The sequence below is a fragment of the Hymenobacter terrigena genome (assembly GCF_054776515.1).
The window spans coordinates 28,275-48,815 of the sequence record NZ_BAAHBU010000002.1; the positions used below are offsets into that span (position 1 = coordinate 28,275).

Genomic DNA, 20,541 nt, shown 5'->3' on the forward strand with positions numbered 1-20,541 from the left:
GCTACGACTGCGCCGCCTCCGGATGCTCACCGCCCTTCAGCCCGATAAACGCCAGCGGGCCGGCAATGAGCAAGCCCGTAGCCAGCCCGCCGAGGTGGGCCGCGTTGTCGATGTTGCCGGTGAGGCCGGAAAGCAGGTTGCTGAGCACCAGGTACAGCACGAGGCCCAGCATGGCGCGACGGTCGGACTTATCGAGCACCAGCTTTTTGCCAATCAGGAGCGCCAGCAGCAGACCGTAGAGACCAAAAATGGCCCCGCTGGCGCCCACCGAATTGATGCCCTGCGTGTTCCACCAGAGGCTGGCCATGCCGCCGCCCACGCCGCAGGCCAAGTATACCAGCAGCAGGCGCAGCGGCCCCACCCGGTCTTCCACCAGCAGGCCCAGCAGCCAGAGAGAGAGAATATTAAGCAGTAGGTGCGAGAGACCGGCGTGCACAAACATATACGTGAGTAACCGCCAGGGCTGGCCGTGCAGCGTGAGGTCGGTAACGTTGGAGCCCCAGCGCACGAGCTGCTGCGCGGTGGGGTCGGAGGCCGACACGCCGCTGAACACCATCAGGCCAAACACCAGCAGACAGGCATCAATGAGCAGCGGCGTGACCAGGAAGCGCCGCGACGGGATGAGCAGCCCGCGCAGCAAATTGCCCAACAGCTGGGGCCAGGTTTCGGCCTCGGGTTCGGCTTTGGCGGGCGGCGGCGCGGGGCGCTGAGTGTCGGGCAACAGGCCGCGCCGGTTGAGCTCGGCCACGGCGGCGGCCCCCACGGCGGGCGGGTAGCGGGCCGAATTCTGGGCCAGGTACAGCAGCTCGGCTTCGGGCTTCTGGGCGAAAAGCTGGGCGGCGAGCGCGGCCGTGGAGCCGGGAGCGTGTTCGGGGGGAGATGATTCCATGAGAAGCCGGACGCGGCAAGGAGTGCGCCAGCTTCCCCAACCGGCCAATTTGCCAGATGTTGGAAATGGAGCGCCTACAGCCGCACCCGGCGCACAATGGTATTGTATGGCTGGCCCGTGACCGGTGATTTTGGCAACAGGCCGGAGAGCAGGTCGCTCACATCGGCGGCGCGCTTGCGGGTCTGGTCGTTTTCGTAGCGCTGGGGGTTGTTGGCTACGATAAGCAGGTCGTTCAGGCCTTCCTGCTGCTGCCGGGCCACGCGGGTCATAATGTCGAGATGGTCGCTCATGGCGGGGCCGAACTTGTAGCTGTAGCGCAGCGCCTTGTTCCACTGCTCCCAGGTGGCTTCCACCGCCTGAATGTGGCCGGGCAGCGCCGCGTCGAGCTGGCCCCGGCGGGCCTGGTTCATCACGTATTCGGTCTGGGTTTCGGCCGTCCAGAAGCGCTTGGCCAGCTCGCGGTACTGGCGCAGGGGCATGGCTTCCTGGGCCGCGGCGGCACGCTCGGCAGCCGGAATGCGCTGCACCTGCCGCTGCACGCTGGCCACCACGGCCGGTCCGAAATCGGGGATGGTGGAGGTGGCAACCTCCGTGAGGCGGGGCGGCGCTTTGGGTTTGGCCGGAGCGGTGGTGGACGTAGCGGCAGGGCTGTTTTTGTGGTTGATGAAGTACAGCACCCCCAGGCTCAGGGCCAGCACTACGGCCACGGCCAGCACCAGCGGGCCGGTGGGCAGGCCGCGGGCGGGCGGTGCGTATTCTACTTCGGCTGGGGCGGGGGCCGGTTGGGGCAGCGCCACGCCCCGGCGGCGCAGCTCGCGGCGGGCTTCGGCCACAATGTCGGGCTGGTAGTAGTCGGGGTTCTCGACGAAGAACCGCAGCTCGTCGTCGGTTTTCTGGTGGTAGAAGTCGGTGATGGAATCGGCCACGGGAAGTAGAATATTGGGTGAAAAGGAAAGTTCTCAGCAAGATGGCAAACGCCGTGCAATCTACCGCGCCCAACCGTGCGGGCCGCCCACCGTAAACTCGGCTACAGGGCCGTTACTGGGCCTCTTTCATCCTTCATATTCCCTCCGAAACCATGCCCGACCCCACGCAGAATCCCACTGACCCGCAACCCGACTACGCGCCCACTTCCAGCACGCCCGACCAGACTTCGGAAGATGACGCAACCGTGAACGCCACGCCCGACAAAGGCCCCGATGAGCAGCCCAGCACGGGTACCTCCATCCCCAGCAGCACCCAACAGAACATGGGCGACGGGGCCGGCATTCGCGGCGACTATGGCGACGCCAGCCAGACCAACGGCCTCGAAGGCGGCCCTGATACGCCCGACCAGCCCCTGACCGACACCGAGTTGACGGGTTCATAAGGCAAGCAGCAGCTAACAAGAAAACGGTCATGCTGAGCGCAACCGAAGCATCGCTACCGCAATAGTGAACCCAATCGAATGGATTACTTATGTGGTAGCGATGCTTCGGCTGCGCTCAGCATGACCGTTCTTTATATCAAGCCCACCCGCTTTAATGGCGTAATTTGCGGCAATTATTCCCGCTGCTGATTATTCCTTAATGCGTCGTTTCCTCTCCGCTGGTCGGTTTTTGTTTTTTCTGGTGTTGCTGAGTGGCTTCAGCGGTTTGCTTCCCTGCCTGGCCCAATCAGCGGCTGATTCTACCGAAGCACCACCCCCGCCCAAGCGCGAATTGCGCGGTATGTGGATTGCCACCGTCGAAAACATCGACTGGCCCAACCAGCGCGGCGAGGCCCCCGAGCAGTACCGCCGCGACTACCGCCGCCTGCTCGACGCCGGCCAACGCGCCGGCCTCAACGCCGTGTTTGTGCAAATCCGGCCCGCCTCGGATGCCTTTTACAAGTCGGACCTGGAGCCCTGGAGCAAGTGGCTGACCGGCGTGCAGGGCAAGGCCCCGGCCGGCGGCGACGACCCCCTGCCCTTTCTCATCACCGAGGCGCACCGGCGCGGCATGGAGTTCCACGCCTGGTTCAACCCCTACCGCGCCACCATGGACTCGGTGACGCGCCGGCTGGCCGCCACTCACCCCTACCGCCAGCACCCGGAGTGGTTTCTGCGCTACAGCGGGCAGCTCTTGTACAACCCCGGCCTGCCGGCGGTGCGGTCCCACATCACCCGCGTAATCATGGACGTGGTACGGCGCTACGACATCGATGCGGTGCATTTCGACGATTACTTCTACCCGTATCCCGAACCGGGCCAAGTGTTTCACGACGAAGCCGCCTTCCGCGATTTCAACCCCGACAGCCTGAAAAAAGTGGCTGACTGGCGGCGGCAGAACGTCAACATCCTCATCCACGACCTGCACGACAGCATTCAGAGCGCCAAGCGCTGGGTGAAGTTTGGCATCTCGCCCTTTGGGGTGTGGATGAATAAATCGAAGGATTTCCCGCAGGGGTCCGACACCCGCGCCGGGCAGCCTTCCTACTCGAATTTGTATGCCGATACGCGGCTGTGGCTGGAAAAAGGCTGGATTGACTATGTGGTGCCACAGCTGTACTGGAGTTCCAATTTCCGCCTCTGTCCCTACCCTGTGCTGGTGGACTGGTGGGCCAAAAACCACTTCGACCGTCACCTCTACATCGGCCACGGCACCTACCGGATGCTGGAAAGCACCCGTTCCGATACCACCTGGCGCAACCCGCGTGAGTTGCCCCGCCAGATTCGGACCAACCGCGCCACCGACGGCGAGGCCGTGGGCAGCGTGTTCTTCTCGGCCAAATCGGTGCTCACCAACCCGCTCCACACCACCGATTCGCTGCGCCAGAACCTGTTCCGCTACCTTGCCCTGGTGCCGGCCATGCCCTGGAAAGACGCCACCCCGCCCCTGCCCGTCACTAACCTCACGCTGCGCCGCCTCAGCCACTACGTGACGCTGAACTGGCAGAGCGGCCCGCCTGCCGCCGACGGCGACGCTGCCACCTACTACGTGCTCTACCGCTTCGAGCCCAACGAAACCTCCACGCCCAACGACCCGCGCCACATCCTGGCGCTGCCCCGGCCGGCCCCCGGCTTCCCCGCAACCTACGTAGATACCACCGCCGTGCCCGGCCAGGCCTACGCCTACTACGTGACCGCCGTGGACCGCCTGCACAACGAGAGCCGCCCCATGCGCGTCATCACCACCGGCCAGCAGTCGGCCGAGCTAGCCATAGGGGCCGCGCCCGGTGGCGCACCCCGTCCGGCGGCCCCCGCCGTGGCTACGCAGCCCGCGCCGGCCGCCCAGCGCCCCGCCATCCGCCTCAACGCCCCGGCCGATAAGCCCGAAGCTTCGGCTCCGTTCTCCAAAGTCAAAATCAAAGAGAAGCCGGCGAAGAAGAAAGGATTCTTCGCGCGGCTGTTTAGCGGCGGGTAGCGGCGATAGGCACCGGTGCCGTGGCATGCCGATGCAGTGGTCAGGAGTACCGGCACTGGTGCCGGACCATGCAAGCATACCAGGTAAGGGTATCGGCACCCGTGCCGGGCCATGTAAGCATACCGGGTGAAGGTACACCGGCACCGGTGCCGGACCATATGGACACACTCGTTATGGGTATCGCCGCATGCGGCGGAAATTTCAGGCACACCGGGTAGAGCCACCGCCGCATGCGGTTGGGCATGTGAGCACAGTGCCCATGCCACCAGCCGCGTGCGGCGTTACCCTTCGGCACAGTACCTAACCCTACCACCGCATGCGGCGGGCCACTTAAGCACAGTGCCCACCCGGTCTACCGCATGCGGCGTGCCAGGTGGGCACTGTTTGTTGATTTTCCGCCGCATGCGGCGGCGGGTTTATCAGCCGCTTACAGCGTTTTGTACTCGAAGCGCACTCGGGCGTTGGAGCCGGCCGAGCTTTGCTTCACGCTGAGGATGCGTAACAGGCCCAGCTCGGCCCCGCGAATGCGCACGGCATACACGTCGCCGGCCGCTACGGGGCCGAGGTCGGCGCTCACGCTGGCGGCGGAGGCCACACCGTTGGCGTAGAGGGCCGTGCCCGCGGCATTAGCTGTGGCCGTGGTATAAAAGCCCCGGTCAAGCTGCAAGGGGGTGATTTTGGTGTAGCGCGTGGTGTTAGCGGCCGAGAGGTACACGCCGCCGCTCACGCCGCTCACAAACAAATCCTTGGCGGTGGCCGGGTTGGCGGCCGGCTCGATGAGGCCGGTGCGCAGGTTAAAGGCCAGGGAATCGGGCGTGGCATTGGGGCCGCCGCTGATGCGGCCGGTGCGCAACGTGGCCAGCGCCGTGGGGTTGGTTACGTTGATGGGCGGGGCCGTGACGGTAACGGCCTGCACCGCCCCGTAGGCTGTAAAGGAGAAGGTAACGGGCTGGCCGTTAGTTTTGGCCGGGACGGTCACGTCCACGGTGCGGGTGTTGGCCACGCCGTTGGAGGGGTTGCGAATCACGCCCACCCGCACCGGCGCGCTGGTCCCGATGCGGTAGAAGGTGGTGAGGCTGTCCACGGCCTTAAACAGTGGGTTGGCCGGCGTGGGTAGGGCCGGCGGCGTGGGCAGCACCCCAATGCCGGTTTCGTTGATTATGAGCGAGTAGCCGATGATGTCGCCCTCGCTCTGGGCCGTGGCGGCCAGCGTATTGCGGTAGGTGGCCGGCGTGGCCCCGAATTTCAGGGTGATGGGCTGGGCAATGTTGTAGGTGAAGCGGCGCAGGCGCTTGGCCCCGTTCTGGAAGGTCAGGGTTACGTCGACGCGCACGGGCACGCCGTTGGTGGCGGTGGGCACCACGTAGGGTACGGCCTGGGCCAGCAGGCCCCCGCTGGCGTTAAAGGCGCCGTTGGCCGGGTACACGCCGGTCTGCACCGAGTCGGCCTTATTCACCACCTGAAACACGGTGATGTCGCGCAGCTGGTCGGTTTCGTTGTAGGTTACGTAGAGCGGCACGGCGTCGCCGGGGGCGTAGCGGGCGCTCAGGGGCACGCGGGGCAGCCCCAGCCCGGCAAAGCCCGAATCTGACGACTCGTTGGTCGGGACGTGGTAGTAGTCATCAAGCTCGTTCTTTTTGCAGCCGCCGAGCAGCAGCCCCAGCACCGGCAGAGCCAGCAGCAGGTTTTTGGTTGAGATGAAATTCATATCGAGAGGAAATGGAAGTTGGGAGGGAGATGGATTCGACGCTCGCCTGTCATGCTAAGCTTGTCGAAGAATTTCTACCGCAGTGGTAATTCAATTAAATGAAGTAGTTGCGCAGTAGAGATGCTTCGACTTCGCTCAGCATGACCGTTCCGGCGAGGTCAGCCTAGCCCGGATTATGGCCGGTCAAACCACAGCGGTTTGGTCACGTAGTCCTGGTCCGATGTAGCCCCGGCTTCAGAGTAGAGGCCGGCCACGGCGTTGGGGTTCACCGTGACTTCGGTGGCGCCCGGCAGCAGGCGGCGCGGGAGGCCGCCGTTGGCCAGCGGCGGGGTGCTGTTGCCGGAATACACTGGGTAGAGGAAGTTCACGTATAAATCCTTGCGGAAATCATAGCGGCGCAGGTCCGACCACGAATCCGGGTTCAGGAACATGGCAATGTATTTCTGCTCCATGATGTGGCGCAGCGTGAGGGCCGCCTCGGTCTGGGGCAGGGCCGCGCTGGCGAGGTAGGCCGTAATCTGGCCCTCAAGAATAACGGGGAACGTCACGGTCGGCGGCGTGTAGGTGCCGCCCACGCCCACCTTCCGCATGTGGGCCGTGATGCCGGCGCGCAACGCGGCCAGGGCGCGGGTTTTATTGCCGGCCAAGAAGGCGGCCTCGGCCTCAATAAACTTCAGCTCGTGGTAGGTGATGGCCTCGTAGTAGCCCAGGTCGCGGGCGTACCAGCTGCCGTAAAAATCGGTGATGTTGGTGGTGCCCGGCGTGAAGTTGGAGGTGGTGCCGCGGCCGGGGTCGACGCCCTGGCTAGTAGTGGGCGTGAGGATGCCGAAGCGCGGGTCTATCACGCCAGGGTACGTGGTACCGTTCAGGTACTTCACGATGTTGGACGAGAACGTGGCCGTGCCGAAGTTGGCCCGCGTCACCCCAAAAATATTGGTCGTGTTCGAGAGCGGGGCAACGGCCGTCTGGAAGTTAATCTGGGCATCGTCGGCTGAACTCTGAAAGGCTTTGTCGCAGAGGGCCAGCACGGCGTTGGGGTCGTAGCTGCTCTTTTTGGTGAGGTGCTGGGCTTGGCGGGCCTTCAGGGCGTAGGCCAGGCGCACCCATTTGGCGGCGTCGCCCTTGTAGAGGATGTCGCCGCTTTCGCTGGGCGCCGTGCTGTAGAAAGGCCGCACCTGGGCGCTGGCGGGCTTGCTCATTTCCACCACGCCCTCGTCGCAGAGCTGGTTAATAGTGGCGTAAATCTGCTGCTGCGGGTCGTACTTGGGCGTGAAGTTGGCCCCGCCCTGGTAGGCTTCGGAGTACGGAATGTCGCCTAGCATATCGGTGGCGTGGGCCAGAATCATGGCCTGCATAATCTTACCCGCCCCAATGTAATACACCGAACCCTCGGCCTCGGCTGCCTTCTGCATGGTCGGGATGTTGCCGCCCGCCTGGAAGTAGGAGTAGTTGAAGGTGTTCGTGCTTTGGGCATTGGTGAAGAAATACTGGTCGTTGCCACCGCTGTTGGTCGTGCGGCTCACCACGTACTGCGTGATGTAGGGCGTGCGCAGGGCCGTGAACATCTGCGTCTGAATGCCATTGGAAATGATGCCCGGCAACAGGAAGTTGGGCGTGGAGACGACCGGGTTGTTGGGGTTGTTGTTCACGTCGAGAAACTTCTCGCACGCGGTAAGGGCCGGGAGGCTGAGTAACAGGCCAAAGCCTAGAATATATCGTTTCATCGGAGGAGTTATTAGGATATAGGGGCGGGGCTTGTCCCCGCCCGCAGTTCGCGCCACACGGGCATCGTTCAACGACGGGCGGGGGCAAGCCCCGCCCCTACTCGGTTAGAAATTGACCCGCACGGCCATGTCCACGCCGCGGGTGGCAGGCACGTTGCCAAAGTCGAAGCCGTTGGAGCCGCCGCCGCGCACACCCGCGCCGGCCGCCGAGGTTTCGGGGTCGGCGCCAGTGTAGCCAGTCAGCAGTATCAAATTGCGGCCGGTCACGCTCAGTTCCACGCCCTTGATGAATTTGGTGGGGCTCAGCAAGCTGGCGGGCAGCGCGTAGCTGAGGGTGGCGTAGCGCAGGCGCGCCCACGAGCCATCCTCGATGAAGGCCGTGCCCACCCGGCCCAGAATGCTAGTGTAGTAAGTCTGGGTCAGCTCTACAGGGCGGGTGTTGGGCGTGTACACGGTGTTGCCGCTAGCGTCCTTGCTGGCCACCACGCCATCAAACACCACCTGCTTGTAGCGGTCGGCGGTGCGTTGCGAAGTGCCCACGCCGGTCTGGTACCAATCGTTGCCGTTAATGACCTTGCCGCCCACCCGGAAATCGAACAGCGCCGCCAATGACAGGCCCTTGTAAGTGAAGGTATTGGTAAGCTGGGTGGTGAAGCGCGGGGCACGGTTGCCGGCGTAAATCAGGTTGGGGTTCACGCTGGGGTAGCCCGTCGAGCCCACAATAACCTGGTTGTAGTATTGGCTGTTGGGGTCGGTTACGCGCACAAAATCGGTGGCGCCCACGCTCGAAATGGCCCGGCCGGGGAATGCGCCGCCCTCGTGCACATCGGTAATGAAGGCATCGGACTGAAACACCACCGTGAGCGGATAGGGCAGCTCTTCTACGCGGTTGGTGTTGTGGTAGAAGTTGGCAATGATGTCCCAGCTGAAATCCTTGCTCTTAATGGGCGTGCCGGTGAGGGCGATTTCCTGGCCCTCGTTGGTCACGATACCGCCATTGATGTATTGCAGGATAAAGCCGGCGGCCTGGCTCACGCGGGGCGCGATAATCTGGTCGGTGGTGCGCGAGTAGTAGTAGTTGAAGTCCAGGCCCAGGCGGTTTTTGAGGAACTGCAGGTTGATGCCGGCTTCGTAGGTGCGGGTGCGCTCGGGCTTGAGGTTGGGGTTTGAGCCGAAGAAATCGTTGCGGAAGCCGCCGCCGATGTAGGTGTTCTGAGCCAGGGCGGCCTGGATGCGGTAGGGCTGTGTGTCCTTGCCCACCTCAGCCACCGAGGCGCGCACCTTGCCATAGTTCAGGATGTTGTTCTGCTCCAGGCCCAGGGCCTTGGTAAACTCATAGCCCAGGCCGGCCGAGCCGTAAAGGAAGCCCTTGCCGTAAATCTTGTTCTGGTCGGGGCGCGGCAGGGTCGACGACTGGTCGTAGCGGGCCTGCAATTCCACAAACAGCTGGTTGAAGGCGCTCACGCTCAGACGGCCGAAGTTGCCGATGAGGTGGCGCGTGTTGTCGCGCTGCAAGGCGCTGCGGTTCACGGTGTTGTTCAGGCCCACGAAGCCGGGGTTCTGGAAAATCAGGCCGATGTAGTCCACGGCCTGGTCCTTGTTCTCCTCAATCGTATTGCCCAGGATGAACGTGCCGCCGAAGTTGGGGCCGAAATCGTGCGTGAATGTGGCCAGCGACGTGGCCGTGATGAGACGGAACTGGTCCACGGTTTCGGCCAGGCCGCCGTTCTGGTTGCCCACCTGCGAGGTGCCCACGGCGCGCACCGAGGTATTGCGCGAGGTGTACAAATCGGTACCGATGTTGTGACTCAAGGTGAGCCACTTGGCTGCTTTGAAGCTCAGCTGTACGTTGCCGATGAAACGGTTGGTGCGGTCGGTCTGCGGGTTTTTCTCAACGGTGAAGTAGGGGTTGTCGGCATCGGCGTCGGTGCCGTTGCCCAGGGCCAGCAGGCGGCGGCGCGAGCCGTCGGGGTTGAGGTAGTTGCGGGCGTCGTCGCCGCGCGGCCAGTTGAGCAAGCTCAGCAAGTAGCCGCCCGACGAGCCAAACAGGCCCGGCCCCTGAATGGGCCGCTCGCCGCCCGAGGTGAGGTACTGCGCCGAGCCGCTCACGTTGAGCCGAGGCGAGATTTCGGCCGTGCCCGACAGGCGCACCGTGGTTTTGTCGTACTTGCTCTGGGGCGTCACGCCGCTCTGCTGCAGGTTGGAGGCCGACACGAAGAACGTGGCCTTGTCCGTGCCGCCCGACATGTTCAGGAAGTTCTGGTAGGTGTAGCCCTTGCGGTAGAAGTTGGCCAGGTTGTCGTACACCGGCTGGCCCGGCGTGAAGCGCGGCCCGAACGACACCCGCGTGGTGCCATCGAACACGCCGCCCGAGCCCTGCCCGTACTGGTCCTGCATTTTGGGCAGGCGGTTCACCTCATCCACCGATACCTGCGAGCGCACATTCAGCGTGGTGCGGCCGGCAGTGCCTTTTTTGGTGGTGATGACCACTGCGCCACCGGCGGCCCGCAGGCCGTAAAGGGCTGCGGCGGCCGGCCCTTTCAGCACCGTGATGCTGGCGATATCCTCGGGATTGAGGTCGCCGGCGCGGTTGGCCGCGCCCACCGAGCGGCCCAGCAGGCCGTTGAACTGCGAGCCCGCGCCCGGCGCGGCACTCTCCTGAAACGAGCCGTTGTCCATAATCATCCCGTCGATGACGAACAGGGGCTGGTTGTCGCCATCAAGCGAAGTACCGCCCCGGATTACGATGCTCGCGCCTTCGCCCGGCGCGCCGCCCGAGGAGGTGATGTTCACACCCGCCACCTTGCCTTGCAGGGCGTTCACCACGTTGGTCTGGCGCGAGTCGATGATGTCCTTGCTCTTTACTTCCTGCACGGCCGTCACCAGCTCGCGCTTGTTCTGGGCAATGTTGTAGGCCGTCACCACCACCTCGTCGAGGCCGGTGGTGCTTTCCTTCAGGGCCACGTCGATGCTCCCGTCGGCCGGCACGGTGCGCTCCTGGGAACTGTAGCCAATGAAGCTGAACACGATAACCGCGCCCGGCGCGGCCGATACCGAGTAGCGCCCGTCGGCGCCGGTGGTGCTGCCGGTGGTGGTGCCTTTCACGAGCACGGTCACGCCGGGCAGCGGGCTTTGGTCGGTGCCCGAGGTCACGGTGCCGGTCACGGTCCGGGCCGTTTGGGCCCAGCCGGGCGTGGCCAGCAGCAGGCCCAGCAGTAGTAGCAATAGCCAGTATGTTTTCTTCATGGAAAATGGAATTAGGGTGAGAAATAGAGGTGGGAATCAACGAAAAAGCCGGAACCCTGCGCAGCATGCGCTTAGATTCCGGCCCCGGGCAAAGGCGGTATGTAACAACAACAAGAAGCTGCGCAAGACACGACGTTAGAGCAAAAAGGGTGGGAAACGGAGAGGGGCCAAATGTGCGAAATATTCAGGTAACATTAAGCGAAAATCACGCGGCTGGAATGGCAGCAATTATCATATTCTATTCAATAATTATTTGCTATTCAATATTTACCCGCGCAATCACAGCTTGTGGTTTATTCTGATAATCAAGCCTGCTCCGCTTGCATCGTCAGCCGAGCCAAACCCCGTTCAGCGCGAGGCGGGCCCATGGCGCGGGTCCGACCCGTTAAAAATCAAACCGAAAGCGGCGCGGTCACCCCCAGGTAAAGATAATTTTTTCACGATATTGGCCAAGTCATCTCTCACTCTCACCTAATCCCTCTTTCCCATGCGAAACACCTACTCACTTGGTAGCCTCCGCCTCCGTTGGGCAGGGTTACTGCTGCTGCTGCTGGCGGCCCTTTCAGCCGGCGCGCAAACGGCGCAGCACTACACGCTGCAAGGCCGCGTGACCGACGCCGGCGGCCACGAGCTGCCCGGGGCCACCGTGCTGCTGAACGGCACCACCCTCGGGGCCTCTACCGGGGCCGACGGCCGCTATGCCCTGGACGCGACCATTGCGCCGGGCAGCTACACGCTCACCGTGTCACTGATTGGCTATGCGGCGGTGTCGAAGCCGCTCACGCTGGGCGAAGCGACTACCGTGACCACCGACGTGGCACTGACCGAAGCGCGCCAGAAGCTGGATGAGGTGGTGGTAGTAGGCTCCACCATCAGCGCGCCGAAGCGAGAGCTGGGCAACGCCATCAGCACGGTGCGGGCCGAAGACATAGCCCAGAGCGGCTCGGGCGGGCTGCTTAACTCCTTGCAGGGCAAGGTAGCCGGCGCGCAAATTACCCAGAACTCGGGCGACCCGGCCGGCTCGCTCTCGGTGCGGCTGCGCGGGGTGCACTCGCTGCAAGGCTCCTCCGACCCGCTGTATGTCATTGACGGCGTGATTGTGAGCAACGCGAGCACCAACGTGTCGCAGCTGGCCCTGAGCAACGACATCGGCGCGGCCAACCCCGGCCAGAACCGCCTGGCCGACCTCAACCCGAACGACATTGCCAGCCTCAACATCATCAACGGGGCGGCGGCGGCGGCCCAGTACGGCTCGCGCGCGGCCAACGGCGTGGTGCTCATCACCACCAAGCGTGGGCAGAGCGGCGCGGCGCGGGTGTCGGTGTCCACCAGCTTCAACAGGAACGAGCTGCGAAAATCGGTGCCGGTGAATACCTACGGCAAGCAGTTTGGCTTTGCCGGGTTGCGGCTGTACACCATTGGGGCGCCCACGGCGGCGCAGCTGGCAGCCAACCCCGGCGTGACGACCACCAACATCACCCGGGCCGGCGCGGTCACGCCGCTGGCCACCAACCTGGTGGACGTGACGCGCTACAACTACTTCGACCAGATTTTCCGGACCGGCTACGGCACCGATAACGCGGTGTCGGTGTCGGGCGGCTCGGAGCGCACGCAGTATTACATATCGGCCAATTATCTCAAGAACGAGGGCATCATCAAGGGCACTGATTTCACGCGCTACAACCTGCGGGCGCGGGTCGACCAGCGCCTCACGGACTGGGCCAAGGTGTCGGCGGGCCTGAGCTACGTGAACAGCTTCTCGAATGAGAAGGCCAACGGCAACGTGTTCTACAGCCCGATTAACTCCATCAACATCACCAACAACATCTACGACATCACCCAGCGCGACGCCTCTGGGAACCTGCTGGCCGTGGAGCCCACCCGCGTAAACCCGCTCTCGACCATCGAGGACATGAAATTTACGCAGAGCGTGAACCGCACCGTGAGCGACGTGCAGCTGAACCTGACGCCCTTCAAAGGGTTTTCAGCCGACTACGTGCTGGGCGTGGATGCCTACGGGCAGGTGGGGCAGAGCTACATCCGGCCTTACCCCTACCAGGCCACGGCCGGCCTGCCCGCGGCTCGCTACCCCTTCGGCTACGCGGCCAACGGCAACAACGCCGTCCTCCAGTTGAACTCCGACATTAACCTCGGCTATGAGTACCAGTTCAGCGAAAACCTGAAGCTGAACCTGCGCGCCGGCTACAGCTACCAGTTTGCGCAACAGGAATATACCACCACGCAGGGCCAGAACCTGGCCCCGTTCATCACCACGGTTTCGGGGGCGGGCAGCACCACCATCACCTCGGCCTACAACCTCGACCGCTACGACTTGAGCGGCTACTACGGGCAGGCCACTATCGGCTTCCGCAACCTGGCGTTTCTGACGGGCGCGGTGCGGCGCGACCGGTCGTCGAAATTCTCGTCGTCGGAAACCAACCAGGTATATCCCAAGGTGAGCGGCTCGCTGGTGGTGTCCGACTTCAGCTTCTGGCAAAACAGCGCCTACGCCAACTCCTTCAACAGCCTGAAGCTGCGCGCCAGCTACGGCGAGGCCGGCAACCTGACGGGCATCGGCTCCTACGAACGGTTCTACCAGTTCAGCCCGCTGGGCTTTTTGGGCAAGAACACCATTGCGCCGGGGGTTGTGTTCGCCAACCCCGCTGTGCGGCCCGAGCGCATGGCCGAGCTGGAAGGCGGGGCCGACCTGGCTTTCCTGCGCGACCGCATCACGCTGAGCGTAACGGCGTACTACCAGAAAGTCAATTCCTTGGTAGTAAAACGCAACCTGGCCCCCAGTACGGGCGGCTCCAGCATCGTGAACAACGTGGGCACGCTGGAAAACCGGGGCCTGGAGGTGTCGCTGGGCGGCACACCCGTGAAAACGACGGACTTCACCTGGGACCTATCCTTCATTTTCAGCCGCAACCGCAACAAGGTACTGAGCCTGCCCGGCTCGAATGGCAGCGTGCAGGCCATCTCCATCGACAACGTGGCTGGCGCCCCGGTGTATTTGCTGGAAGGCCAGCCAGCGGGCGTGTTCTACGGCTCGGGTTACGCCCGCAACCCCGACGGCTCGCTGCTGCTCACGCCCCAGGGCTTCGCGCAGGACGAGCACGCCGTGGGCCAGGCCGTGGGCGCGGTGACCTTCACGCCGGCCCGCGGCAGCGACGGCCAGCCGCCCGCCACCACCCCCACCGCCAACGTGCTCATTGGGAACCCCAACCCGAAATGGACGGGCTCCTTCAACACCAACTTCACCTACAAAAAGCTGGGCCTGCACGTGTTGCTAGACGCCGTGCAGGGCGTGAGCGTGTTCAACGCCGACAAGCGCACCCGCCAGGGCGTGGGCCTTGGCGATTTGGCCGAGCAGGAACTACGCGGCAGTATCCCGCGCGGCTCCATTTTCGCCATCTACAACACCCAGGAATTCCGGGTGGACGACGGCTCCTACGTGAAGCTGCGCGAGGTGGCGCTGAGTTACGGGCTGCCCACGTTCACGAAATTTATCAGCTCGCTGAACCTGTCGCTGGTGGGTCGCAACCTGTATTCTTGGGACAAATACAACGGCTTCGACCCCGAAACCAGCGCCGGCGGCGCGTCGGATTTGCTGCGCGCCATTGACTTCGGCAACGTGCCGATTCCGCGCACTTACCAGGTTAAGCTGGCGGCTACGTTTTAGGCGTAGCGCGGACTTTTAGTCCGCGCGTGAACCGTTTGGTCGCGGCCTAAAAGTCCGCGCTACTTCCCACCTTTCGCATTCATTCCCATGAAAAAAATACTCACCCTCGCAGCTCTGCTCTCAGCCCTCGCGCTGGGCAGCTGCAACAAGGAATACCTGAACCCGAGCACCGCCAACCAGCAGCAGGTGGTCACTTCCTCCGATGGCCTCATCACGCTCTGCAACGGCCTGCAGGCGCGTTACAGCACGGGCGGCCTGCTCAGCGTGCTCTATAATACGGTGGCAGCTGGTGGCCTCACCACCCGCGAGCTCAATATTCTTAACGTGGGCAATATTGAGGAGTACAACGTGAGCCTCGGGGCCGGCAGCCTCACCAACAGCAACGGCGTGGTGCGCAACCTCTGGACGCAGGCCAACCTGGTGAAATCCAACGCCGACCTGGTGCTGGCCAACGTGGGCAACGCCCCGGAGGCGGGCACCCGCAGCGGCATCGTGGCCTACGCCAGCATTTTCCGGGCGCTGAGCATTGGAACGCTGGCGCAGTATTTCGAGCAGATTCCGCTGGCTACGCAGGAAAGCGCGCCGTTTGTGCCCCGCGTGGATGCCCTGCGCAACGCCGTGGCCCAGCTCGAAGCGGCCGCCACGCAGCTGGCCGCCACGCCGGTTTCGGCCGATTTCAACGCCAAGATTGTACCCGGCATCGACCTACCCAATACCATCCAGGCCCTCATTGCCCGCTACAGCCTGGAGGCCGGTGACTACGACAAAGCCTTGGCCGCCGCCGGCCGCGTGGACCTTACGAAACGCTCGGTGTTCAACTTCGACGACAATACCCGCAACCCGCTGTTCGAAACGTCGTTCGGCAATAAAAACGTGTTTGAGCCTACTAACACCAGCCTGGGCCTCACCGGTGCCCTCGCCCCCGAAACCGGCGACAAGCGCCTGCCCTTCCTGCTGCGCATTAGCCCGCCGCCCGCCGCCACCCAGAACCTGGGCACCGGTTTCTACACCGCCAACAGCGCCCCCATTCCGGTGTACGTGCCCAACGAAATGCTCCTGATTCGGGCCGAAGCCTATGCCCGCAAAAACGACGTGCCCAACGCCGTGACGGAGTTGAACAAGGTGCGCACCAGCACCGCCGCCGCGGTTACCACCAGCACGGGCCTGCTGCTGGCGTTGCCCGGCGCAGCCCTGGCCCCCTACTCCGGCCCGCTCACCACCGCCGACGTGCTCACCGACATCCTGCGCAACCGCGACATCGAGCTGGCCTTCCAGGGCTTCCGCCTGTCCGACAGCCGCCGCTTCGGCCGCCCCGCGCCGGGCACCGCCGGAGCCGAGCGCAACCGCAATTTCTTCCCCTATCCCCGTGTGGAGCGCGAAAACAACCCCGCTACCCCCGCCGACCCGGCGATTTAACGTGTATCTGGAATTATAAAAGGCCGTCATGCTTCGACTTCGCTCAGCATGACGGCCTTTTATAATTCGATTATTTATGCCGACTGCTTAAGTTGACAGTCGTTTGCTGCACCTTACCCTCCCGCCCCCATGAACCCGCCCAATTCCCACCCCACCCCAATTTCCACCACGGTTTATGCTGATTCGGAGCAGGCTTCGGTCGCCGTAGCCGGCCAGATTGCCGACCTCATCCGCGTCCGCGCCGCTGAGGGCCGCCCCTGCGTGCTGGGCCTCGCCACCGGCTCCTCCCCCACCCGCGTGTACGAGGAGCTGGTGCGCCTGCACCGCGAAGACGGCCTGAGCTTTCAGAACGTCGTCAGCTTCAATCTGGATGAATATTACCCCATGCAGCCCGACTCGCTGCAGAGCTACGTGCGCTTCATGCGGGAGTATTTGTTTGACCACGTCGACATTCGACCCGAAAACGTGCACATCCCCGACGGCACCGTGCCACCCGAGCAGATTGCCGACTTCTGCCGGCGCTACGAGGAGCAGATTCGCGCGGTCGGCGGGATTGATTTGCAGCTGCTGGGCATTGGGCGCACCGGCCACATCGGGTTTAATGAGCCCGGCTCCGGCCCTGCCTCCCGCACCCGGTTGATTACCCTCGACCACGTGACGCGCACCGACGCGGCTTCGGATTTCTACGGCGAGGAAAACGTGCCGCGCCGCGCCCTAACCATGGGCGTCGGCACCATTCTCGAAGCCCGCCAAATCGTGCTGCTCGCTTGGGGCGAAGGCAAAGCCGCTGTGGTGAAGCGCATGGTGGAAGGCGAAATCACCGACACCGTGCCCGCCACCTACCTGCAACGCCACCCCAACGTGCAGGTGGTGCTGGACGAGGCCGCCGGGGCCGAGCTCACCCCGCGCAAAACGCCTTGGCTGCTGGGCCTGCCCTGCGATTGGCACGATGCCGCCCTGGTGCGCAAGGCCATCACCTGGCTGGCCCGCACCGTGACCAAACCCATCCTGAAACTGACCGAGGAGGACTACAACGAAAACGGCCTTTCGGAGCTGCTGGCCCAGTCCGGCCCGGCCTACGACATCAACATTCGCGTCTTCAACGAGCTGCAGCACACCATCACCGGCTGGCCCGGCGGCAAGCCCAACGCCGACGACACCTACCGCCCCGAGCGCGCCGCGCCCTTCCCCAAGCGCGTGCTCATCTTCAGCCCGCACCCCGATGATGATGTGATTTCGATGGGCGGCACCCTGCTCCGCCTCGTGGACCAGGGCCACGAGGTGCACGTGGCCTACCAGACCTCCGGCAACATTGCCGTGTTCGATGACGAGGCTATTCGCTTCGCCGATTTCGTGGCCGACTACGACCAGGCCTTCCACCTGTCCACCGGCGAGCCGGCCGACAACCTCTACCACCGCGTGGCCGATTTCCTCAAGAATAAGCCGCCCGGCCAAGTCGACAGCGAGGAAGTGCAACAGATAAAGGGCCTCATCCGGCGCGGCGAGGCCAAGAGCGCCTGCCGCCTGGCCGGCATCCCCGACGCCAACGTGCACTTCCTGGATTTGCCGTTCTACGAAACCGGCCGGGTGCGCAAAAAGCCCCTCGGCGACGAGGATATTCGCATTACGATGGAGCTGCTGAACCGCATCCGACCTCAGCAGATTTACGCGGCCGGCGACCTGAGCGACCCGCACGGCACCCACCGCGTGTGCCTGGCGGCCATTTTCGAGTCCATTCACCGCCTCAAAGCGTCCGGCACCGCCTGGCTGGCCGACTGCTGGGTGTGGCTCTACCGCGGGGCCTGGCAGGAATGGGACATCGACCAGATTGAGATGGCTGTGCCGCTCTCGCCGCAGGAGCTCACACGCAAGCGCCGCGCCATCTTCAAGCACCAATCCCAAAAGGACCGGCCGTTATTTCCCGGGGCCGACCAGCGCGAGTTCTGGCAGCGCGCCGAGGCGCGGAACCGTACTACGGCCAAGCTGTACGACCAGCTGGGTTTGCCGGAATATGAGGGGATTGAAGCCTTTGTGCGGTGGGAATTTTGAGGTAGCTGAATGACAACGCTGAAACGTCAAGCAGAGCGCCGCGAAGCATCTTTACCGCAGAAGTAATTATTTACTCCCTCGGTAAAGATGCTTCGCTGCGCTCTGCATGACGTTCTTTAAAATCTGTATTCTCACCTCCTACCCCACCCGCCATGCAACGCACCACCCAGGCCGCCCTCGAAACCACCGGCACACTGCCCCTCGCAGAGGCTTCCCAGCCCGGCCGCCTCATCAGCCTCGACGTGTTTCGCGGCATCACCGTCATGGCCATGATTCTGGTGAACAACCCCGGCGACTGGGGCCACATCTACCCGCCCTTTGAGCACGCCGAATGGAACGGCTGCACCCCCACCGACCTCATTTTCCCGTTTTTCCTGTTCATCTTGGGCGTGAGTCTGGTGTATGCCCTCGATGGGGTGAAGCACCGGGGCGGGCCGCAGGGAGCGGCGCTGCTGCGGGTGCTGCGCCGGGCCGGCGTGCTGTTCGGGCTGGGCCTGCTGCTGTCGCTGTACCCGAAATTTGACTTCTCGGTGGTGCGCATCATGGGCGTGTTGCAGCGCATCGCGCTGGTGTTTCTGGGGTGCAGTATCATCTTTCTGAAGACGAATTGGCGCACGCAGGTGGGGCTGATTATCAGCTTCCTCATCGGCTACGCGGTGCTGATGCAGCTGGTGCCCGTGCCAGGCTTCGGCCCCGCCAACCTAGAGCCCGCCACCAACCTCGGGGCCTGGCTCGACCGCACCATCTTCACCGAAGCCCACCTCTGGAAAACCAGCAAAACCTGGGACCCCGAAGGCCTGCTCGGCACCCTGCCGGCCCTCGCCACCGGCCTGCTGGGCGGCCTCACGGCCCAATGGCTGCGCCGACGCGGCCCCGAGCCGGCCGCCAAAGTGGCCTGGCTGTTTGTGGCCGGCGGCGGCCTCATCCTGCTCGGCCTATGCTGGGCGCCGTGGTTTCCCATCAACAAAGCCCTGTGGAGCAGTCCTTACGTGCTCTACACCGGCGGGCTGGCCATGGCCGGTCTGGCGGCGCTCTACTGGATTTGCGACGTGCAGGGCTACCGCGCCTGGACGCGCCCGGCGCTGGTCTACGGCGTCAATGCCATCCTCGTGTTCTGCCTCTCGGCGCTGCTCTCGCGCACGTTCGGGCTGTTCAAGCTGGCCCTGCCCGGCGGCAAAACCGGCGGCTTGAAGGAATGGCTCTACCAATGGGGCATCGCCCCGCACTTCACCGACCCGCGCACAGCTTCGCTGGTGGGCGCAGTCACGCTCATTGTCATCTGGTATTTCATTCTGAGCTGGATGTATAAGAAGGGCGTGGTGCTGAAGGTGTGAGACCTTGCTGAGAATAAGCAGCCCGTCATGCAGAGCGCAGCGAAGCATCTTGCCCGCCACCACTAATCCCATCGATTGGATTAGGTTGAGCGGTAAAGATGCTTCGCTGCGCTCTGCATGACGGGCTGCTTTTCGACGTTCTGTTTTTCTGACGTTCCTTCTACCGTGCCGTTCTTTGGGATATTCAAAACGACCTTTGCACAATGAAAATCCTCATCATCGGCGGCGGTAACATGGGCCTGACCTACGCCCGCAGCTTCGTGCGCGCCCACATCACCTCGCGGCTCGATTTGCGCCTGCTGGCCCGCTCGCCCGAGCGGGTGCCGGCTCTGGCGGCCCACGAAATCGGCACCGTCTGGGGCACGCCAGCCGAGTGCGTGCCGGGGGCCGACATCCTCATCCTGGCCGTGAAGCCACAGGACTCTCCTGCCCTCTTTGCGGCGCTGAAGGGACTGGTGCAGCCGCAGCAGCTCGTGCTCAGCATCATGGCCGGGGTAAGGATTGATACCTTGCGCGAAGCCTTGGGCACGCCCAAAATCATCCGCGCCATGCCCAACCTGCCGGCCCAGATTGGCATGGGCATGACGGCCTTCACCAGCACCGACGAGGTAACCCGCGCCGAGCTGGTGCAGGTGCAAAACCTACTGAGCACTACTGGCAAGACGATTTATGTCGAAAACGAAAGCGCCATTGATGCCAGCACCGCCATTTCGGGCAGCGGCCCGGCCTACGTTTACTATTGCATGGAAGCCCTGATGGCGGCGGCCGCCCAAATGGGTTTCAGCGGAGCCGAAGCCGAGCTGCTGGTGAGCCAGACGTTTCGCGGCGCGGTGGAGCTCTACTCGCAATCGGGCCTGAGCTGCCAGGACTGGATTGCCAAAGTGGCCTCCAAAGGCGGCACCACGGAGGCAGCGCTGGGTGCCTTCGGGGCGGGCGCGGTGCGCGAGGGCCTCATGGCCGGGGCCGGCGCGGCGCGGGATAGAGCAGAGGAGTTGGGGCGGTAAATAACGCCCGTCATGCTGAGCGCAGCGAAGGACCTTACCACGACTGAACAGCTTGCATTAATGCAATCGAGGTAGATGTAGTAAGGTCCTTCGCTGCGCTCAGGAT

At 63.7% G+C, this 20,541-nt stretch carries 12 protein-coding genes; 7 read left to right on the forward strand and 5 right to left on the reverse strand.

Going from position 1 to position 20,541, the window contains the following annotated elements:
* Position 1: 1 nt before the first annotated feature.
* Positions 2 to 889, reverse strand: coding sequence for a rhomboid family intramembrane serine protease (locus ACYU7Q_RS07155; protein WP_460608757.1), 888 nt, complete (start codon positions 887 to 889; stop codon positions 2 to 4).
* Positions 890 to 963: 74 nt separating this feature from the next.
* On the reverse strand, positions 964 to 1,815 hold the full coding sequence (locus ACYU7Q_RS07160) for a hypothetical protein (RefSeq protein WP_460608758.1): 852 nt from the start codon (positions 1,813 to 1,815) through the stop codon (positions 964 to 966).
* A 152-nt stretch (positions 1,816 to 1,967) separates the two neighbouring features.
* Here ACYU7Q_RS07160 and ACYU7Q_RS07165 point away from each other — a divergent pair, with 152 nt between their 5' ends.
* Positions 1,968 to 2,258 carry a hypothetical protein gene (locus ACYU7Q_RS07165; protein WP_460608759.1) on the forward strand — a complete coding sequence of 97 codons (291 nt, stop codon included), beginning with the start codon at positions 1,968 to 1,970 and terminating at the stop codon, positions 2,256 to 2,258.
* A 199-nt stretch (positions 2,259 to 2,457) separates the two neighbouring features.
* On the forward strand, positions 2,458 to 4,272 hold the full coding sequence (locus ACYU7Q_RS07170) for a glycoside hydrolase family 10 protein (protein WP_460608760.1): 1,815 nt from the start codon (positions 2,458 to 2,460) through the stop codon (positions 4,270 to 4,272).
* A gap of 427 nt (positions 4,273 to 4,699) precedes the next feature.
* Here ACYU7Q_RS07170 and ACYU7Q_RS07175 read toward each other — a convergent pair whose 3' ends face one another.
* From ACYU7Q_RS07175 to ACYU7Q_RS07185, 3 genes are all read right to left on the reverse strand, one after another.
* Entirely contained in the window at positions 4,700 to 5,980 is a 1,281-nt protein-coding gene (locus tag ACYU7Q_RS07175) for a hypothetical protein (protein WP_460608761.1), read from the reverse strand.
* A 173-nt stretch (positions 5,981 to 6,153) separates the two neighbouring features.
* Entirely contained in the window at positions 6,154 to 7,704 is a 1,551-nt protein-coding gene (locus ACYU7Q_RS07180) for a RagB/SusD family nutrient uptake outer membrane protein (RefSeq protein WP_460608762.1), read from the reverse strand.
* A 105-nt stretch (positions 7,705 to 7,809) separates the two neighbouring features.
* Positions 7,810 to 10,950: a SusC/RagA family TonB-linked outer membrane protein gene (locus ACYU7Q_RS07185; protein WP_460608763.1), complete on the reverse strand. Its 3,141-nt coding sequence runs from the start codon at positions 10,948 to 10,950 to the stop codon at positions 7,810 to 7,812.
* Between the two features lie 487 nt (positions 10,951 to 11,437).
* On the opposite strand from ACYU7Q_RS07185, the gene ACYU7Q_RS07190 reads away from it, so the two are divergent.
* The 5 genes from ACYU7Q_RS07190 to proC all read left to right on the forward strand — a co-directional run bounded on the left by ACYU7Q_RS07190 (position 11,438) and on the right by proC (position 20,435).
* The gene (locus ACYU7Q_RS07190) at positions 11,438 to 14,632 is read left to right on the forward strand and encodes a SusC/RagA family TonB-linked outer membrane protein (protein ID WP_460608764.1); all 3,195 of its coding nucleotides are present in this window, start codon (positions 11,438 to 11,440) and stop codon (positions 14,630 to 14,632) included.
* An 87-nt stretch (positions 14,633 to 14,719) separates the two neighbouring features.
* Positions 14,720 to 16,048 carry a RagB/SusD family nutrient uptake outer membrane protein gene (locus tag ACYU7Q_RS07195; RefSeq protein ID WP_460608765.1) on the forward strand — a complete coding sequence of 443 codons (1,329 nt, stop codon included), beginning with the start codon at positions 14,720 to 14,722 and terminating at the stop codon, positions 16,046 to 16,048.
* A gap of 129 nt (positions 16,049 to 16,177) precedes the next feature.
* Positions 16,178 to 18,097: a glucosamine-6-phosphate deaminase gene (gene nagB / locus ACYU7Q_RS07200; RefSeq protein ID WP_460608766.1), complete on the forward strand. Its 1,920-nt coding sequence runs from the start codon at positions 16,178 to 16,180 to the stop codon at positions 18,095 to 18,097.
* A 152-nt stretch (positions 18,098 to 18,249) separates the two neighbouring features.
* Positions 18,250 to 19,431, forward strand: a complete 1,182-nt coding sequence (locus ACYU7Q_RS07205) for an acyltransferase family protein (RefSeq protein WP_460608767.1) — start codon at positions 18,250 to 18,252, stop codon at positions 19,429 to 19,431.
* Positions 19,432 to 19,634: 203 nt separating this feature from the next.
* Positions 19,635 to 20,435 (forward strand): pyrroline-5-carboxylate reductase family protein, encoded by an 801-nt coding sequence (gene proC / locus ACYU7Q_RS07210; protein ID WP_460608768.1) that lies wholly within the window; start codon positions 19,635 to 19,637, stop codon positions 20,433 to 20,435.
* Positions 20,436 to 20,541: the final 106 nt, after the last annotated feature.

What these genes read in the sequence shown, in the direction of transcription:
- ACYU7Q_RS07155 (WP_460608757.1), bottom strand. Translation starts at nt 889, where the DNA reads ATGGAATCATCTCCCCCCGAACACGCTCCCGGCTCCACGGCCGCGCTC.
- ACYU7Q_RS07165 (WP_460608759.1), top strand. Translation starts at nt 1,968, where the DNA reads ATGCCCGACCCCACGCAGAATCCCACTGACCCGCAACCCGACTACGCG.
- ACYU7Q_RS07170 (WP_460608760.1), top strand. Translation starts at nt 2,458, where the DNA reads ATGCGTCGTTTCCTCTCCGCTGGTCGGTTTTTGTTTTTTCTGGTGTTG.
- ACYU7Q_RS07175 (WP_460608761.1), bottom strand. Translation starts at nt 5,980, where the DNA reads ATGAATTTCATCTCAACCAAAAACCTGCTGCTGGCTCTGCCGGTGCTG.
- ACYU7Q_RS07180 (WP_460608762.1), bottom strand. Translation starts at nt 7,704, where the DNA reads ATGAAACGATATATTCTAGGCTTTGGCCTGTTACTCAGCCTCCCGGCC.
- ACYU7Q_RS07185 (WP_460608763.1), bottom strand. Translation starts at nt 10,950, where the DNA reads ATGAAGAAAACATACTGGCTATTGCTACTACTGCTGGGCCTGCTGCTG.
- ACYU7Q_RS07190 (WP_460608764.1), top strand. Translation starts at nt 11,438, where the DNA reads ATGCGAAACACCTACTCACTTGGTAGCCTCCGCCTCCGTTGGGCAGGG.
- ACYU7Q_RS07195 (WP_460608765.1), top strand. Translation starts at nt 14,720, where the DNA reads ATGAAAAAAATACTCACCCTCGCAGCTCTGCTCTCAGCCCTCGCGCTG.
- nagB (WP_460608766.1), top strand. Translation starts at nt 16,178, where the DNA reads ATGAACCCGCCCAATTCCCACCCCACCCCAATTTCCACCACGGTTTAT.
- ACYU7Q_RS07205 (WP_460608767.1), top strand. Translation starts at nt 18,250, where the DNA reads ATGCAACGCACCACCCAGGCCGCCCTCGAAACCACCGGCACACTGCCC.
- proC (WP_460608768.1), top strand. Translation starts at nt 19,635, where the DNA reads ATGAAAATCCTCATCATCGGCGGCGGTAACATGGGCCTGACCTACGCC.